This window comes from Thermodesulfobacteriota bacterium (assembly GCA_040753795.1).
Classification (GTDB): Bacteria; Desulfobacterota; Desulfobacteria; order Desulfobacterales; family Desulfosudaceae; genus JBFMDX01.
The window spans coordinates 35,381-50,815 of sequence record JBFMDX010000023.1 but is presented as its reverse complement, the minus strand read 5'-3'; the positions used below and the strand labels follow the sequence as shown (position 1 = coordinate 50,815).

General features: G+C 55.5%; 12 protein-coding genes. 4 read left to right on the top strand and 8 right to left on the bottom strand.

Annotated elements, in window-relative coordinates; genetic code table 11:
- The first annotated feature begins 41 nt into the window (after positions 1-41).
- Entirely contained in the window at positions 42-401 is a 360-nt protein-coding gene (locus AB1724_18405; protein MEW6079785.1) for a hypothetical protein, read from the top strand.
- Here AB1724_18405 and rsmG read toward each other — a convergent pair.
- On the bottom strand, positions 398-1,810 hold the full coding sequence (gene rsmG / locus AB1724_18400; protein MEW6079784.1) for a 16S rRNA (guanine(527)-N(7))-methyltransferase RsmG: 1,413 nt from the start codon (positions 1,808-1,810) through the stop codon (positions 398-400). The genes AB1724_18405 and rsmG overlap by 4 nt on opposite strands.
- A gap of 81 nt (positions 1,811-1,891) precedes the next feature.
- Here rsmG and AB1724_18395 point away from each other — a divergent pair, with 81 nt between their 5' ends.
- The 3 genes from AB1724_18395 to AB1724_18385 all read left to right on the top strand — a co-directional run bounded on the left by AB1724_18395 (position 1,892) and on the right by AB1724_18385 (position 5,850).
- Positions 1,892-2,662 carry an RluA family pseudouridine synthase gene (locus tag AB1724_18395; protein ID MEW6079783.1) on the top strand — a complete coding sequence of 257 codons (771 nt, stop codon included), beginning with the start codon at positions 1,892-1,894 and terminating at the stop codon, positions 2,660-2,662.
- 396 nt (positions 2,663-3,058) lie between these two features.
- The gene (locus AB1724_18390; protein ID MEW6079782.1) at positions 3,059-4,105 is read left to right on the top strand and encodes a C40 family peptidase; all 1,047 of its coding nucleotides are present in this window, start codon (positions 3,059-3,061) and stop codon (positions 4,103-4,105) included.
- 107 nt (positions 4,106-4,212) lie between these two features.
- Positions 4,213-5,850: a hypothetical protein gene (locus AB1724_18385; GenBank protein ID MEW6079781.1), complete on the top strand. Its 1,638-nt coding sequence runs from the start codon at positions 4,213-4,215 to the stop codon at positions 5,848-5,850.
- Here the strand turns inward: AB1724_18385 and AB1724_18380 are convergent.
- The 7 genes from AB1724_18380 to AB1724_18350 all read right to left on the bottom strand — a co-directional run bounded on the left by AB1724_18380 (position 5,843) and on the right by AB1724_18350 (position 15,434).
- The gene (locus tag AB1724_18380) at positions 5,843-7,018 is read right to left on the bottom strand and encodes a GGDEF domain-containing protein (GenBank protein ID MEW6079780.1); all 1,176 of its coding nucleotides are present in this window, start codon (positions 7,016-7,018) and stop codon (positions 5,843-5,845) included. The two genes, AB1724_18385 and AB1724_18380, sit on opposite strands and share 8 nt — an antisense overlap.
- Before the next feature lie 210 nt (positions 7,019-7,228).
- Positions 7,229-8,908: a methyl-accepting chemotaxis protein gene (locus AB1724_18375; protein MEW6079779.1), complete on the bottom strand. Its 1,680-nt coding sequence runs from the start codon at positions 8,906-8,908 to the stop codon at positions 7,229-7,231.
- Positions 8,909-9,117: 209 nt separating this feature from the next.
- Positions 9,118-9,369, bottom strand: a complete 252-nt coding sequence (locus tag AB1724_18370; GenBank protein MEW6079778.1) for a hypothetical protein — start codon at positions 9,367-9,369, stop codon at positions 9,118-9,120.
- Between the two features lie 8 nt (positions 9,370-9,377).
- A complete protein-coding gene (locus AB1724_18365) occupies positions 9,378-9,551 on the bottom strand; it encodes a hypothetical protein (protein MEW6079777.1) in 174 nt (57 codons plus the stop codon).
- Between the two features lie 16 nt (positions 9,552-9,567).
- Positions 9,568-11,019 carry a putative sulfate exporter family transporter gene (locus AB1724_18360; GenBank protein ID MEW6079776.1) on the bottom strand — a complete coding sequence of 484 codons (1,452 nt, stop codon included), beginning with the start codon at positions 11,017-11,019 and terminating at the stop codon, positions 9,568-9,570.
- Between the two features lie 24 nt (positions 11,020-11,043).
- On the bottom strand, positions 11,044-14,271 hold the full coding sequence (locus AB1724_18355; protein ID MEW6079775.1) for an efflux RND transporter permease subunit: 3,228 nt from the start codon (positions 14,269-14,271) through the stop codon (positions 11,044-11,046).
- A complete protein-coding gene (locus AB1724_18350) occupies positions 14,268-15,434 on the bottom strand; it encodes an efflux RND transporter periplasmic adaptor subunit (protein ID MEW6079774.1) in 1,167 nt (388 codons plus the stop codon). Before AB1724_18350 ends, AB1724_18355 begins: the two co-directional genes overlap by 4 nt.
- Between the last annotated feature and the right edge of the window lies 1 nt (position 15,435).

The window sequence follows — 15,435 nt, the reverse complement described above, 5'->3', positions numbered from 1 at the left end:
AGGTTTTACCGGACCACAATATATTTTCGGAAGGGTTTGGCATGATGAATAAAAACTTCAAATGGATCCGCCATAAAAACAAGCGCATCTTTTGCACCAATTATTCCGGTCTTAACGAAGAGGAATATTGCCGGACAGCGGATGAAGCCCGCCTGATTCTGGAACAGGAACCGGAAAACTCCGTTCTATGCGTGGCCATCATTGATTCCGGAAAAATTACCGAAGGAATCCGCCGGAAAGCCAGGGAACAGCGGGAGGCGACGCAAAAATATGTCAAAGCCCTGGCGGCTGCCGGCATGAAGGGCCCGGCCAAAATTCTGGCACAATTGATTTACCGGGACGTTCATTTTTCCGCTACTCTTGATGACGCGCTGGACTGGCTGGTGGAACAGGATCGCTAACCCCTCTTTTGTTTCCAGGCATAAAACGCGATCGCAACAGCGGTGGCGGCGTTCAGGGATTCCACCGCTTTGTCAATGGGAATAGCCACCGCCCGCTTCCGGAAATGAAGCGGCAACCCCTGCCCTTCCATCCCCGGCAGAAAAGCGAAGGTCCGGGGGAATGTTACGGTTGAAATATCCTCCCCTTCAGCGGAAAGAGCGATGACCGGCAGATCGCCGGGGATGTCTTTCAGGGCCGGCCCCTCCATCAGGTCCGCTTTCAGGACGGCACCGCCGGATGCCCTCAGCGCCCTGGGATGATAAGGATGGGCGCTTTCCGACAGGAGAATAATGTGGTCGACGCCAAAGGCCATTGCCGACCGGATAACGGCTCCGACATTCTCCGGGTCCTGAAACGGTACCAGCAGGGAACAGCCCGCTGGGAGGCCTTCGGACGGTTCCCAGCGCCGAACAGGAGGGGTGGTCACCATCAGGAGGGGCGCGTCCGTTCCGATGGTATCGATTTCCTTAAATAATGCGCCGGCCAGTTGATACCAGACGACAGGCGCCGGCAGGTCCGCCGGAGGCGGCAGGTGGTGTTCGGCGCTGATCCAGGCCCGGCATTGCCCGGGAAAATCCCGAAGCGTTTCTTTCACCTGTTTGGATCCGGAGATCAGGGCCAGCCCTTCCTTTTTAATTCCCCGACCGGACTGGAGGCGTTTTAACTCTTTAAAAAAACTGTTCTGATCGCTCTCGACGCGACGAAACACATGCCGGTTCATGGCCGTGGACCTTCTTTCCCGGACGGGTTCATCCGTCCGCTCAAACACGATCAGCCGCCTGGCGTGGGGCGTATGGGGTATCTGGTAGTCGATATTCTGCGACAAACGAAACCGTGAAGGAAATTGTTCAACGGCTTCGGCAACTTCGGCATCACATTCCGGGCCTTTCATAAAGATGGCCAGGCCTCCGGACGAAAGGCAGCCACTGATCCGGCCCAGGGTGACGCCGATCTCTTCCACGGCCCGGGTGATCACCCCCCGGACCGGGGTTTCAAAATCAGCGGTAATGCTTCTGCCGACTACGGTAACGTTGTCCAGCTTCAGCCGTTCCACCGCCATTTTCAGAAAGTCCACACGCTTGCCGCGGCTCTCCGCCAGGATTATTTTCAGCTGGGGATTAACGATTTTAAGCGGTATGCCCGGCATGCCGGGACCGGTGCCCAGGTCAAGAAGCGAATCCGGAAGGCGCATGAGCCGGCCAGGTAAGATAGAGTCCGCATAAAGTTTCAGGACCATATTGGAAAAATTATGGATGCGGGTCAGATTCAATTCCGCATTGTGCCGGCGAATCAGGGTATGGTATATCCAGAGCTGTTCCAGTTGACCTGAAGTAAGAACGATGCCGGACCGGCGCAGAAGTTCCGCCATGTCGTTTGACCGGTAGTTTTCATCGCGCGGTGAAGCCGGTTTTTTCCGGTGATCAGGCTTTGCGGGTTTCATACTATTATAATGAATGATCAGGTTCTCAATTTTTATATACCGTCATGGCCGGTTCTCTTTTCCGATAACCACCTTCTGGCCCTTTATAAACCAGCCGGGCTTCTGGTTCAAGGGGATCGTACCGGAGACGCTACGTTAATCGCTATGGGCCGGGAGTGGGTGAAGCGGCAATATCACAAACCGGGGAACGTTTTCCTGGGAATGGTGCATCGCCTTGACCGGCCGGTGGCCGGGGTGGTGCTTTTCTGCCGCACCTCCAAGGCCGCCGGTCGCGTCAGCGAACAGTTCCGGTCCGGTCAGACGCGGAAAAAGTATATGGCCGTGCTGGAAGGAAAATTAAAAGATCAATCCGGACGGCTGGTTAACCATCTGGAACGCCGGGGTAACTCCGGTCGGGTGGTGACGCGGGCGACGTCAACCAGCGATGAAGCCCGGCTTTCCTTCCGGCTTCTGGACACCGCCGGCGATTCAAGCCTGGTTGAGATCGACCTTGAAACCGGCCGGCACCACCAGATCCGACTCCAGTTCGCCCACATCGGTCATCCGGTTCTGGGAGACTTACGATATGGCGCCTCCGGTCCCCTGCCGGAAAAGCAGATTGCCCTTTTTGCCGCCAGCCTCACCGTAACCCATCCCACCCTCGGCCGGGAACTGACCTTTTCCGCCCCCCTGCCCCGGAAATGGCCCTGGCCGAAAATACCCTCTGGCGGTGAAGCCCCCCCCTGGAACTGGCGGGAAATCGAGTCGGAAGTGTCGCCGCAGTTATCTTCAACACAATGAATATACTATTAAAATTATCATCGACAACCCGCCGGACCAGGATAATCGCGAAAGGCAAATGGTATCTATTTGTAATCTCGAGTTTTAATATAATCAATTTTCTTTGGTTTTTTGAAAATTTTGTTTGACAACCAGGGAGTCAGCCGGTATACATTCCCTAACTTTAAGTAACCTTGAATTAAAGAGGCCAAAATCAAAAAAGCGGATAACTCTCAATCCCGACTGACTTTTTACAGAGAATTGATTGTGATTCCTTTGAATCTAAAAAACAAGCAGCACCCTACCCGACCGACGCGATTTTGCCTTTCCCTCTGCCTCATCTTTTTCCTGTTGATCAACCTTTCTGCCAGTTCCGTACTCGCCCTTGAAGAATCATACTACAAGTTGAATACGGATGTGCGTGAAAAAGATTTTCTAAAAGAAACAAGTAAATACCTGGGAATTCCCTACCGGATAGGCGGAAGTACACGAAAAGGAACCGATTGTTCCGGTCTGATCCGGCAGATTTACGGTGACCTTTTCAGCCTCGATCTTCCCCACAATGCGGCGGCGCAAAAGAAATTTACCCAGAAAGTGCCGCAGCAGGAATTAAAAGCAGGCGATCTGGTGTTCTTCGGCTCCAAAAACGGCAGGATTAATCATATCGGCGCCTACCTGTCCGACGGAAAATTTATTCATGCCTCCAGAAAAAGCGGAGTAACCATTTCCAGGCTTTCCGACCCCTACTGGCGGAAACGGTTCGTCTGCTCCGGACGTATTCCCGGGATTGAACTCAATGAATCCGAAACCTATTGCGACGCGGACAATCAGGGGTCGCCGGGAAATCATTTTCGATGGAGCATGGCTACGCTTCAGTCGGACACAGGATCGGGAATGTCCAGTGATGTCCTGTTGGATTCCTTTGTCGATCTGAAAATGGAAACTTTCTTTCTGATGCAGGATCTGCAGCCCTTCCAGTCAGGCCTTCTGGACCCGCCAACTGAAGGAAAATTCATCGGTAATATGGAACAATTCTCCCTCCGCCACGGGGTCCGACTGTCCACGGGCTGGACGCCTTTTACCTGGCTTCAACTGGCGCCCTACTGGACTTATGTCATTGACAGCGATCCGGCGCTGGAACGGTCCTCGGACATGACGAACATGGGCTTGAGCGCCGAAATCGTCCATCCGGATCTGCGGTGGTCATTCTCCTTCGCCGCCCAACCCTCCCAATACTCTCTTCAAACCGAACGGTCTTATCTGTGGGACACGGACTGGCGTGACATGGATCTGTTTTTCGGGTGCCGTTACCGGATTTCGGATACCTGGAAATTCTCCCTGTTCGGAACCGGAAGATTCGGCATGGAAGAAACAGATACCTTCTCTTCGCTCGGCAATAGAGAGTTGAGCCTGCTGCCGGATGGCATTGATGAACTGGCCGTTCGCCTGGACTTTGCTTTTTAAAATATCCCCGAATTACCGATCATCACCATATTTATCCCTGACCATGGTTGCGCTGTCCGGAGCTTTCATGCCGCTATTTTCAGGCCCACGAATCACAGGATAACATCATGAAAATAAAAGAAATTTTTTTATTCATGCTGCTCTTCATTACCCTGCTGATAACGGGCCTGGCCGTGGTGGATGACTACGGCATTTCGTGGGATGAATACCGAAACCGGATTAACGGTTTTTTCTCTTACAACTATCTGGTCAACGATGACTATTCCCTTTTCAACTACCAGGACCGGTATTATGGCGTGGCCTTTGACCTTCCCCTTATTGTCGCTGAAAAACTCCTGGGGCTGCGAACGTTCCGCCATATTTTCCTTATGCGGCATTACGCCACCTTCCTTTTTTTCTATTGTTCCTGCCTGATCTTCTATTTTTTATCAAAACGGATGCTGAACAGCATTCCGCTGGCCTTTACCGCCGTCGGACTGCTGGCCATCAGTCCACGGATATTCGCCGACGCCTTTTACAACTCCAAAGACATTGTTTTCATGGGGATGTTTATCATCGCCGTCTACACCATGATGATTTTTCTGGAAAAAATGAGCGCCGGCAGCGCCCTGCTGCATGCCGCCGCCTCCGCTTATCTGACCGATATCCGGGTCATGGGCATCATGGTGCCGTTCTTGACGATTGCCTGGGTACTGTTCCAAACCGCCGGCACCGGCCGAACCGTTGTCATGATCAAGCGGACATTGCTTTACCTGGTCGCCTATGCGGGCCTCACCACCCTGCTCTGGCCCTATCTCTGGCCTGCCCCCCTCGGAAACTTCACGGACGCGTTTATTCACATGAGCCGCTATCCGAATGCAGTTGAAACGCTCTACCGCGGGAAAACCCTTATGACCGACGCCCTGCCCTGGCATTACCTGCCGGTATGGATGGCCATCACTATCCCTCCGGTGTATACCTTTTTTTTTGTGACGGGCGCGTCGGGCATTCTGGCCGGTCTCATCCGCGGGGCAAAATCAGATCCGGCGGGAAAAACGGAAGATCTGCTGGTCATGGCCTGGTTTTTCGGGCCGGTCATCCTGGTCGTTGTTCTGGGATCGACCCTTTACGACGCCTGGCGTCAGGTGTTCTTCATCTACCCGGCTTTTGTGCTGCTAAGCGCAAAAGGCTTGAAATCGATACTGAAAATAACGTCCCGATGGGGCGGCCGATTAAAACCCATCCTCCGGGCCGGCCTGATTTCCTGCCTGACGGTTCAAATGGTCTTGGTTCTCTGGTTCATGATCAAAAATCATCCCCACGGTAATGTCTATTTTAATATCCTGGCCGGAAAAAACTATGACGGGATTAAAAACCGTTTTGAAATGGATTACTGGGGGCTGGCCTACAGGCAGGCGCTGGAAACCATTCTCAAAACCGACCGGCGGGAGGAGATCACCGTGTTTGCCGCCAACGATCCGGGCGTGATCAACTCCTTCATCCTTCCGGAAAAGGAGCGAAAGCGGCTCTGGTATGTCATCGATCCGCGGGAGGCGGACTATTTTATCACCAACTACCGCTGGCGGAAAACGCCTTACGATCTGGATAATGAAGTGTTTTCCGTCAAGGTCAAGGGCGCTAAAATCGTGTCGGTTTTCAGGCTGGACCGTTCACCGGAAAAGGCCGAAGCCGCGGGACGATTCAGGGGACGTTTTTTTGAATATTTTGATGACGCCTCCGGAATAGCGGTCAAAGGAATCAACTGATGGTGACCCGGTTCCGGCCTTTTTTCTTGGATTTATAAAGGGCGATGTCAGCCTCTTTCATCACCCTGATCAGTTTTTTCCCGCCCCATGAATCGCTTGCCCCGAAACTCAGGGTAATTTTTATCGTTTTGGGTTCCGCTGGTTTGGTCTTTACGCCGGTCTTCCGATAATTCTCACGGCTTTTTTTATTTCTGACGATAAACGGTGTCTGCGCGATTTTTCTCCTGAGGGTTTCAAGATGTTCGGCCGCCGTCTCCCTGCTTTTTCCGCTGAAAACGATAACGAACTCCTCGCCGCCGAGACGGAACGTCTTCCCGCCGCCCCCGACCGAGGACAATATTCCGGCGACCAGTTTCAAAACCTCGTCGCCGGTATCATGGCCGAATTTGTCGTTAAACTTTTTGAAATGATCGATATCCGCCATGGCAATGGCGTATTTGGCCCCGAGCGTCGCCGTGAATTCATTGTATGACCGCCGTCCCGGCAGGCCCGTCAGTTCATCCATATATGAAATAATATAAATGGAAGAAAGCGCCCCGATGAACATCAGAAAAAAAGCGGACACCATGTGAAGTTCGGTTGGTTTTATTCCCCGGGCGGCCAAAGCGGTAAAACCGATCATGATCCCCAGGGCAACGGAAATGTCATGGCTTCTGTCCCGGAAAACATGACGGACAGCCGCCGCAAAAAGAAGAATGAACGGCAGCACCGGAAACGGCAGGTTCACCGCGGCATAAATCGCGCGCACGGCGCGATGGTCGGGCTTCAGATACAGGGAATGGTCGTAAACCGTAACATAGAAAAGCAGGCCGACCTGGACCAGGATGAAAACGGCCTTGTTCAGCCCGTGCACGGTAAAGACGCCCCGTTCGCGAAAACCGGCCAGAAAAAGAACATTCAGGCAAAAAAAGGTCATGAATTCTTGTTGGGGGATGGCGGAAACAAAAGGGATGTTGCCTTTGAAAAACAGGAGGAGAAGCAGGGCCAGCAGAAACGACAGCCGGCTTTTATTGAACCGCAGGCAGACAGCCAGGGTCAGACCGGCAAAAACCCAGACCAGATGAGGAGAAAGTTTCAGAAAATTTTTTACAAAATCAAAATCATCGCTGAGATAAACAAGCGTGGCGGCACCCGCGATCAGGACGCAAGAGAAGATATGCTTGATCATGCCCTGTTCTTATTTTCTCCAGTGCCCGGAATTACGATTCCCCCTCGATCCTGCGTCCTCGGTCCTCGCACCCTGCGACTCTGGAAGGCTGAAGCCTTCCGCTAAACCTTAATCACTTCCAACTTAAAACTTAACACTTAAAACTTAACACTTAAAACTTAAAACTTAAAACTTATAGTTTTAATTCCGGGCCGCGCCCGGTTGTGACGCTTAAACCTTGAACTGCCCCACCAGCCGATGGAGCTGATCGGCCAGTCGGGAGAGGCCGGCCGCGTTTTCCTTCAGACGCGAACTGTTCTCCGAAACATCAATCGCGCTCTGGGTGACGCCGGCAAGGTCCTCCGCCACCTGGGTGGTGAAATTCGAACTTTGCGAAACGCTGTCGTTGACGTCGCCGATGGCCTTGGAGATTTCCGACACGTTGATGGCGATTTCCTTGGTGGAAGCGGACTGCTGTTCCACGGAGGAGGCGATAATCGTCACCGTTTCATTGACCTTGTCGATGATATCGCCTATTTCCTTAATATCCCGGACCGTCCAGGAAGTGGTCGCCTGGATCCCGGAAATTCTTTCTTTGATGTCCAGTGTCGCTTCCGCCGTCTGACGGGCCAGAACCTTGATTTCATCCGCCACCACCGCGAAGCCCTTGCCGGCCTCTCCGGCCCGGGCGGCTTCGATGGTGGCATTCAAGGCCAGCAGGTTGGTCTGTTCCGATATCTCGTTGATCATTTCGGTAACCTTGCCGATCTCATCGGCCGCGGCCCCCAGTTCACCCACCCGTTGCGACGCCTGATGAGATTTCTCCACGGCCTTGCGGGTTACTTCAGCCGCATTGTGGGAACTCATGGCGATTTCATTGATGGTCGCGGTCATTTCTTCGGCAAAACCGGCCACCTGATCCGTACTGGAGGTGGCTTCCTCCATGGAAACGGCGATGGTTCTCATGCCGGCGTCCATCTGTTCCATGGCCGCGGACACGGAGTTGGTTTTCCCGACCATTTTATCGGAAGTTCCGCTCATCACGTCGGACATGCCGGACAAAGCCGTGGAAGCGTCCTTGAGGGTGCCGACATCGGTTATAATGGAACGAGTCATTTCCTGCATGTTTTCAACAAACGTATTAAACCAGCGGGAAAGATCTCCTACTTCGTCTTCATTCCGGATGGCCAGTCGTCTGGTCAGGTCTCCTTTGCCTTTGGCGATGCTTTTGACCATGTCCGCGGCGCTCCGCAGGGGCAGAATGACGGAGCGGCGTAAAATCAGACTGACGAAAACCGTCGATATAGCAGCGATCAGACAGAAGGCCAGGAGATTCAGGTAGCGCTGCCTCTGGCTGTATACGATAATTCCGGACAAGTCCTTTTTCAGCCTGTCACTGTATCCGGTCTGCAGCTCCTGCAGTCTTTTTTCAAGGATCCTGGTTTCTTCCGCCAGCGTACTCATCTGATTCTGCCCCCCGTTGCCGGCAGCCTGATCACCATCCGTTTTGACAATAAAAGCCAGGTAGGTCCGACGGGCGGAATCGGAAAAGACGGTAACCTTTTTTATCAGGTTATCAATATCTCCGTTTTCCCCCTCGTACTGCAAGGCCAGACGGCTGATGTCCTGAAGAGACTGAAGAAGGATGGCGGACTCCCTGTCGGCTTCTTCAACGAGGGTCTCGTCACCGGTCAGAAAAATGTCCTCAAACGCTTTTATCTGCCCTTTGAAAGCCGCCAGAGCGGCCTGACTCTGATGCGCCGCGGGGGAAAGATAAGCATGAACGGATCGAAGCCGTTTTTCCGTATCGACCGCTTTTACAAACCCGAACAGCATGGAAACAAAATAACCCGTCAGCAGGATACCGAGGCCGATATAAATCTTTTTGGAAATACTTAATGAACGCCACATGTCACAATCACTTCTGGTTAAGACTTTAGACCACCTTAAAACCATGCCTTTTCAGGCAACACCTCTTATTTGTTATAAAATCTATTAATAATATACCAGAAAAAGATAATTATCCAGAAATATCTTGCGGAGAAAAAACGTTTACGGGAAAAAACGAAAAGGGACAACCTTCAATGGATTACAAAAATAAACAAAGAACATCCCCGCCGTTACATTTCCATTATACGGAGATGCTCGCGGAGCCTCTCTCGCCAGCGCTCAAGCGCCAGGCGACTGTCTTGCCACCGGGTCTGATCGCCGGATGGAACGGGGGCAGCCGGGTTCAATTGATCATTGAAAACATCACCGGCGTGCGGATATTTTTCCTCAAGAAGGCGGATGACATTTTCCAGCTTCCGGATGGCGTCCCGGCAGATGCCGATTTCCCGCCGGGTGGTAATCCTGATCTCGTCGTATTCCATAAAAAATATCAGTGCCCGCCCGGGAAAAAGGTATAGCTGACAAGCAACAAAATGCCGAGCAACGCGGTCCCCAGGATCAGGCTGTAGGCGATGAGCTTTTTCTCCACCGGCATCAGGGGTTCATACTCTTCCGCCATTCTGGCGATCTCTTCCGACAGTTTCGGTTTTTCTGACGCTGACATGGTATCCTCCCCGAACTTATGAAATGACAGGCGGTTTGACGCCATGGAAAAAAAGCCACGAAATGGCCAGTCCGATCCAGATAATGAATCCGAACAATGATATGACATATACGGCGGCCAGGCGGCCGATCCCCTCTTCCCAGAGTTTCTTGAAATTGGAAACCAGGCCGATGGAAAAAAAGGTCAGGGCGAAGAAAAAGGACCGGAAGACGTCCGCTTCGCCGGTGGCGGTTTTGGCCGCGTCCTTGAGAGAAGGAATGTTGAGCAGAAGCGTCAGCATGAGGGCAAAGGTCAGGACATAGCCGATGACGAACTTGGGAAACCGCCGCCAGATTTCCCCGGCACCGATCTTTTCGCCGGGCTTGCATTCAATCTTGGCGCACCAGATCCAGGCCAGCACAAACGCCCAGACACCGATGAACACGTCGATGAAGATCTTGACCGTGGCGGCCGTGTTCATGATCCAGTCCGATTCGTAGGCGATGCCGTCCACGGCCAGGGCCTTGGCCCGGATCAGGGAATCGACGATCTGGCCGCTGGCCACGGCGGCCCCGTCGGTTTTCACCGCCAGCCCCATCCAGGCGCCGGCCACCATGGGTTCCCGGTAGAGGAAGGACTGGGCCAGAAACGGCAGAAACAGCAGTTCCACCACGGCGAAAATCACCACCAGCGAAGATACCATGATGGGAACAACGGGCCTGGCCCGGATGGCCCCGCCGGTGGCGATGGCGGCGGACACCCCGCAGATGGATATGCCCGACGCCAGGGGCGCGGCCCATTCCCTGCTGAATCGGAAGTATTTACGGGCTACCAGATAGACCAGGGCCCAATATATAAGGTAAGCCTCCACAATGGCGCACAGCCCCCGGAACATGACGGCGGAAGCCAGACCCAGAGCGCCGGCCGCCTTGACGCCGACCAGGGCGCCGAGAATGACGATGGCGGTTTTGATGTACCACTCCGGCCGGGTGGCTTCTTTCAGGGTTTCGGCAAAAGCCGGGAAGAAGTTGCCGATCACCAGTCCGCCGAGCAGCGCGAAAATAAGGCCCGCCTCACCGGTCAGTTTCAGCGACCAGCTCAAACCGAATTTGGTCATATCGGCCGGGTTGTTGGCGGCGATGTTGGCCTGGTGGCCGAGAGCATAGCAGAGAAAGGTCAGCCAGAAAATAACGGTGAACCCATAGAAGAATTTTTTCAGTTCACCGCCCAGGGCTTTGATGCCGATGCTGAGGATGGCCATGAACGCCAGGTAGGTCAGCACCAGCGACAGCCACCCCGACAGGGCCGCGTAGTTTTTAGATACCGGTGACAGCAGCTTGGTGATATCGGTCCACAGGTTGACTTTAAACCCCCAGCCGAGCAGATCGGTACCCGCCATGGTCCCCAGGGAAAGGATGAAAATAAACAGACCGATCCAGACCGACCACCAGTCTTCGCTTTGGAACAACCCCTCCTTTTCGCTTTCCATTTCACGCCCTCCTGAGAAAAATATTTATAAATGTCCCCCGTGGGCAAATTCCCATCTTTTCTCCAGATAATAGAGCACCGGCACGGTCATGCGGGAGAACAGCAGGGACGCCACTTCACCGGCCATCAGGGAAATGGCCAGGCCCTGAAAAATCGGATCAAACAGGATCACCGAAGCGCCCACCACCACCGCCGCCGCCGTCAGCATCATGGGTCGGAAGCGGATGGCGCCGGCGTCAATCACCGCCTGGTCCAGGGGCACCCCTTCCTTTACCCGCAGTTCGATGAAATCCACCAGGATGATGGAGTTGCGGACGACAATGCCGGCCCCGGCGATAAATCCGATCATGGAAGTGGCGGTGAAAAATGCCCCGGCCAGCCAGTGGGCCGGCAGAATGCCGATGAGCGAAAACGGAATGGCCACCATGATCGTCAGGGGCGTGGTAAAGGAATGGAACCAGCCCACCACCAGCACGAAAATCAGCACCAGCACCACCGCGAAGGCAATGCCCATGTCGCGGAAGACCTCGTAGGTAATGTGCCATTCCCCGTCCCATTTCATGGAAAATTGACGATCGCTGTCCGGCAGGCCGGCCGTGTGCTGCCGGATGCCATATCCTTCCGGCAGGCGGAGGGCGTCGATCTTCTTTTTCATCTCCAGGATGGCGTAAACCGGGCTCTCCCTTTCACCGGCCACGTCGCCGATGACATACACCACCGGCATCAGGTTCTTGTGGTAAATACTCTTTTCATTGATCGTCCGGACCGGGGTCACCAGGGTCGACAGGGGCACCAGCGTGCCGTCGGCCGCGGCGACTTTAATGCTTTCCAGCTGTTTTACGCTCGCCCGGGACGCCAGGGGCAGTTGCAGGACAACCGGGATATCCTCTCTTTCCAGGGGCTGATGCAGCAGGCCGACCTGCCGACCGCTGACGGCCAGTTCCAGGGTCCGGGCGATCCTGGCGGTATCGATGCCGTTCAGCGCGGCCCTTTCCCTGTCGATGACAAAATCGTATCGCGGCTGATCGTCTTCCATGTACCAGTCCACGTCCACCACGTCCGGTGTCTGTTTAAATATCGTCATGACCTGACGGGCGATCTCCCGCTGCCGGTCGTAGTCCGGACCGTAAATTTCCGCCACCAGGGTGGACAGAACCGGCGGCCCGGGCGGCACTTCGGCCACCTTGATCCGGGCGTTATACTTTTTCGCGATCTCCTCCAGGCCGGGCCGGACCCGTTTGGCAATGGCATGGCTCTGCTGCTCCCGGCGGCCTTTTCCAACCAGGTTGACCTGGATATCGGCCATGTTCGGTCCCTGCCGCAGATAATAATGACGGACCAGCCCGTTGAAATTAAACGGACCGGAAGTGCCGGTGTAAATCTGGTAATCCGTCACTTCATTCACCGCGGCGATATAATCTCCCATTTCCATGGCGGCCGCGGCCGTCTCCTCCAGGGTGGCCGATTCCGGCAGGTCAATGATCACCTGGAATTCGCTCTTGTTGTCAAAAGGCAGCATCTTGACGCGGACCAGCCCAACCCCCACCAGGGCGCAGGATATCAGCAGCAGCCCGAAAACCCCGGCAAAGAACAGCCAGCGTGTTTTCGGATGATGAATCAGGGGATCCATGGCGCGACGGTAAAGTCGCGTGCTCCAGTCTTCGCTCTCATGGCTCATTTCATGACCGGACCCGCTCTGGTCATGCTTGATCAGGCGGATGGAGGCCCAGGGCGTGATGACAAACGCCACCAGCAGGGAAAAAATCATGGCGGCCGAGGCGCCCACGGGAATGGGCCGCATGTAGGGGCCCATGAGGCCGCCCACGAAAGCCATGGGAAGAATGGCGAAGATCACCGTCAGCGTTGCCAGAATGGTGGGATTACCGACCTCGCCCACGGCTTCCACCGCCACCTGGGCCCGGGGCCGTCCCTGGTTTTCGGGAAGCCGGAAATGGCGGACCACGTTTTCCACGATGACGATGGCGTCATCCACCAGGATGCCGATGGAAAAAATCAGCGCGAACAGGGTGATGCGGTTTAAGGTATACCCGTATAAATAGAACACGGCCAGGGTCAGGGCCAGGGTGACCGGGATGGCCAGGGCCACCACGCCCGATTCCCGGCGGCCGAGGGTGAACCCGATCAGCAGGGTGACCGAAACAATGGCGATCATCATATGATACAGCAGTTCGTCTGATTTTTCCTTGGCCGTCTCACCGTAATGACGGGTAACGGTGACGTTCAGATTGTCGGGAATGACTTTACCCCGGGCGTCTTCCACCCGCTTTAAAATTTTTTCCGCCACGCTGATGGCGTTGGCCCCTTTCCGCTTGGCCACGGTCAGGGTCACGGCCGGATGGACGCCGCTGATTTTTTTCCGGTCAAGCCCTTTCTCGTCCGCGGCCGGACCTGCCCCGAAAAACACATACTGGTTCGGTTCGCCGGGACCGTCCGTGACCGTGGCCACGTCACGCAGGTAAACCGGCCGGTTGCCGGATACGCCGACCACCACCGCTTCCACCTCCTGGCGGTCCTTGAGAAAACCGCCGGAATGGATCAGCACCTGGCCTTCGGTCGTGGGGACCGTGCCGGCGTCAGTCTCCTGGTTGGCTGCCTGAAGCATCATCGCCACCCGATCCAGGTCCAGACCATAGGCGGCCAGACGGACCGGATCGATGTGAACCTGGACTTTCCGGGGTTCGCCGCCGATCAGGGTGGTGAGGGAGACGTTGTCTTCCCGCTTGATCAGGTTTTCCATCTCCGCGGCGGCCCGGCGGAGTTCATGGTGGTCAAAATGCTCTCCCCAGAAGGTCAGGGCCAGAATCGGAACGTCATCAATGTAGCGGGGCTTGATCAGGGGCGGAGACGCGGCCCAGGGGATCCGGTCATAATGGGCCATCAGCTTGGACTGCAGACGGACGATGGCCTTTTCCTCATCCTGTCCCACCAGGAACCGGACAATAGCCATGGACATGCCCGGGCTTGAGGTGGAATAGACATATTCCACGCCGGGGATCTCCCAGAGCAGTTTTTCCATGGGAGACGTGATCCGCTGTTCCACCTCTTTCGCGTCGGCGCCCGGCATCTTCACAAAAATGTCCACCATGGGAACGATGATCTGGGGCTCCTCTTCCCGGGGAAGCGCGATGACGGCCGCGATGCCCAGAAGAATGGAAGCGATGATGACCAGGGGCGTCAGCTTGGAGTCGATGAAATACTCGGCCAGAGCGCCGGCAATTCCTTTCCTGCTCATGAAACGACCTCCACTTTTACACCGTCTTCCATGTCCGGCGGCGGAGCCGGCAGGTACCGGTCGCCGTCCTTCATTCCGGAAATGACTTCCACCGACGGTCCTGATTCCCGTCCGGTCCGGAGCAGGCGGAACCGCGCGATATTCTGATCATCCACCAGATAAAATCCGGTCAACTGACCCCGCCGCACGATCGCCGACCCGGGGATCATCATCATGCCGGCCTGGCCCACGGGCAGGGCCACCCGGGCGAAAATCCCGGACCGGAAATCATGGCCCTCGGGCAAGGCCACCCGGACATGAAAAGAACGACTCTGCTGATCCGCCGCCGGATCAATCCGGCCGACCGTTCCCTGGACCACCAGGTTCTCCATGGAGGGAATGGTGACATCCAGCTTCTGGCCGAGGGAGACGGTTCCGATATGGATTTCCGGCACCTCCAGCAGGACGCAGAAGATGCCCTCCATTTCCATGGTGAGAAGCGGCGTGCCGGGCGAGGCCATGGCCCCCACGTCGATCAGCTTGGCCGTGATGGTCCCCTTGTAGGGCGCCCGGATGATGGCGTCGGTCAGGGTGGTATCAGCGGATTCCGTTCCGGCTTCGGCCTGCTGCACCCGGTTGGCGGCGGCCGCCACCATGGCCTCGGCCTGGGCCAGAGCGGCGGAGGCCTGCCGGTTGCGGGCCTCTATCTCGTCGAACTCCTGCCGGCTGACCGATTCTTCCTGAAGCAGCTTTTTATAACGGTCATAAGTGGCACGGGCCAGATCCGCGCCGGCCCTGGCCGCGTCCCGGGCGGCTTGCGCCGAAGCCAGGGATCTCCGGGCCTCATCCAGGGATGCCCGGGATCCGCGCGATTGAGAGGCGGCCTGCCGGTCGTCCAGCTCCATGAGCAGGGCGTTCTTTTCCACCGTGTCCCCTTCCCGGACATGAACCGCCTTGACCGCCCCCATCATTTTGCTGGCAATGGTGCTGGAGGTTCGGGCCTGGACGGTTCCGACGGCCTCGTAAAAAGACTGGCCGGCGTTCATGGAAGCCACGGCCACCTGCGCCCTGACGGTTTTCCCGGATTCACTCCTGGTGGCGCCGGGTTCTATCTTGTCCCCGCAGCCGAATCCCAGAAAAACAAACGCAAGACACAAACCATATGAAAAAATTCTCTGTGCCATT

Excerpts from the sequence above, each read along its gene's own strand:
- AB1724_18405 (MEW6079785.1), top strand. The coding sequence starts at position 42 with ATGATGAATAAAAACTTCAAATGGATCCGCCATAAAAACAAGCGCATC.
- rsmG (MEW6079784.1), bottom strand. The coding sequence starts at position 1,810 with ATGGCGGAACTTCTGCGCCGGTCCGGCATCGTTCTTACTTCAGGTCAA.
- AB1724_18395 (MEW6079783.1), top strand. The coding sequence starts at position 1,892 with ATGAATGATCAGGTTCTCAATTTTTATATACCGTCATGGCCGGTTCTC.
- AB1724_18385 (MEW6079781.1), top strand. The coding sequence starts at position 4,213 with ATGAAAATAAAAGAAATTTTTTTATTCATGCTGCTCTTCATTACCCTG.
- AB1724_18380 (MEW6079780.1), bottom strand. The coding sequence starts at position 7,018 with ATGATCAAGCATATCTTCTCTTGCGTCCTGATCGCGGGTGCCGCCACG.
- AB1724_18375 (MEW6079779.1), bottom strand. The coding sequence starts at position 8,908 with ATGTGGCGTTCATTAAGTATTTCCAAAAAGATTTATATCGGCCTCGGT.
- AB1724_18370 (MEW6079778.1), bottom strand. The coding sequence starts at position 9,369 with ATGGAATACGACGAGATCAGGATTACCACCCGGCGGGAAATCGGCATC.
- AB1724_18365 (MEW6079777.1), bottom strand. The coding sequence starts at position 9,551 with ATGTCAGCGTCAGAAAAACCGAAACTGTCGGAAGAGATCGCCAGAATG.
- AB1724_18360 (MEW6079776.1), bottom strand. The coding sequence starts at position 11,019 with ATGGAAAGCGAAAAGGAGGGGTTGTTCCAAAGCGAAGACTGGTGGTCG.
- AB1724_18355 (MEW6079775.1), bottom strand. The coding sequence starts at position 14,271 with ATGAGCAGGAAAGGAATTGCCGGCGCTCTGGCCGAGTATTTCATCGAC.
- AB1724_18350 (MEW6079774.1), bottom strand. The coding sequence starts at position 15,434 with ATGGCACAGAGAATTTTTTCATATGGTTTGTGTCTTGCGTTTGTTTTT.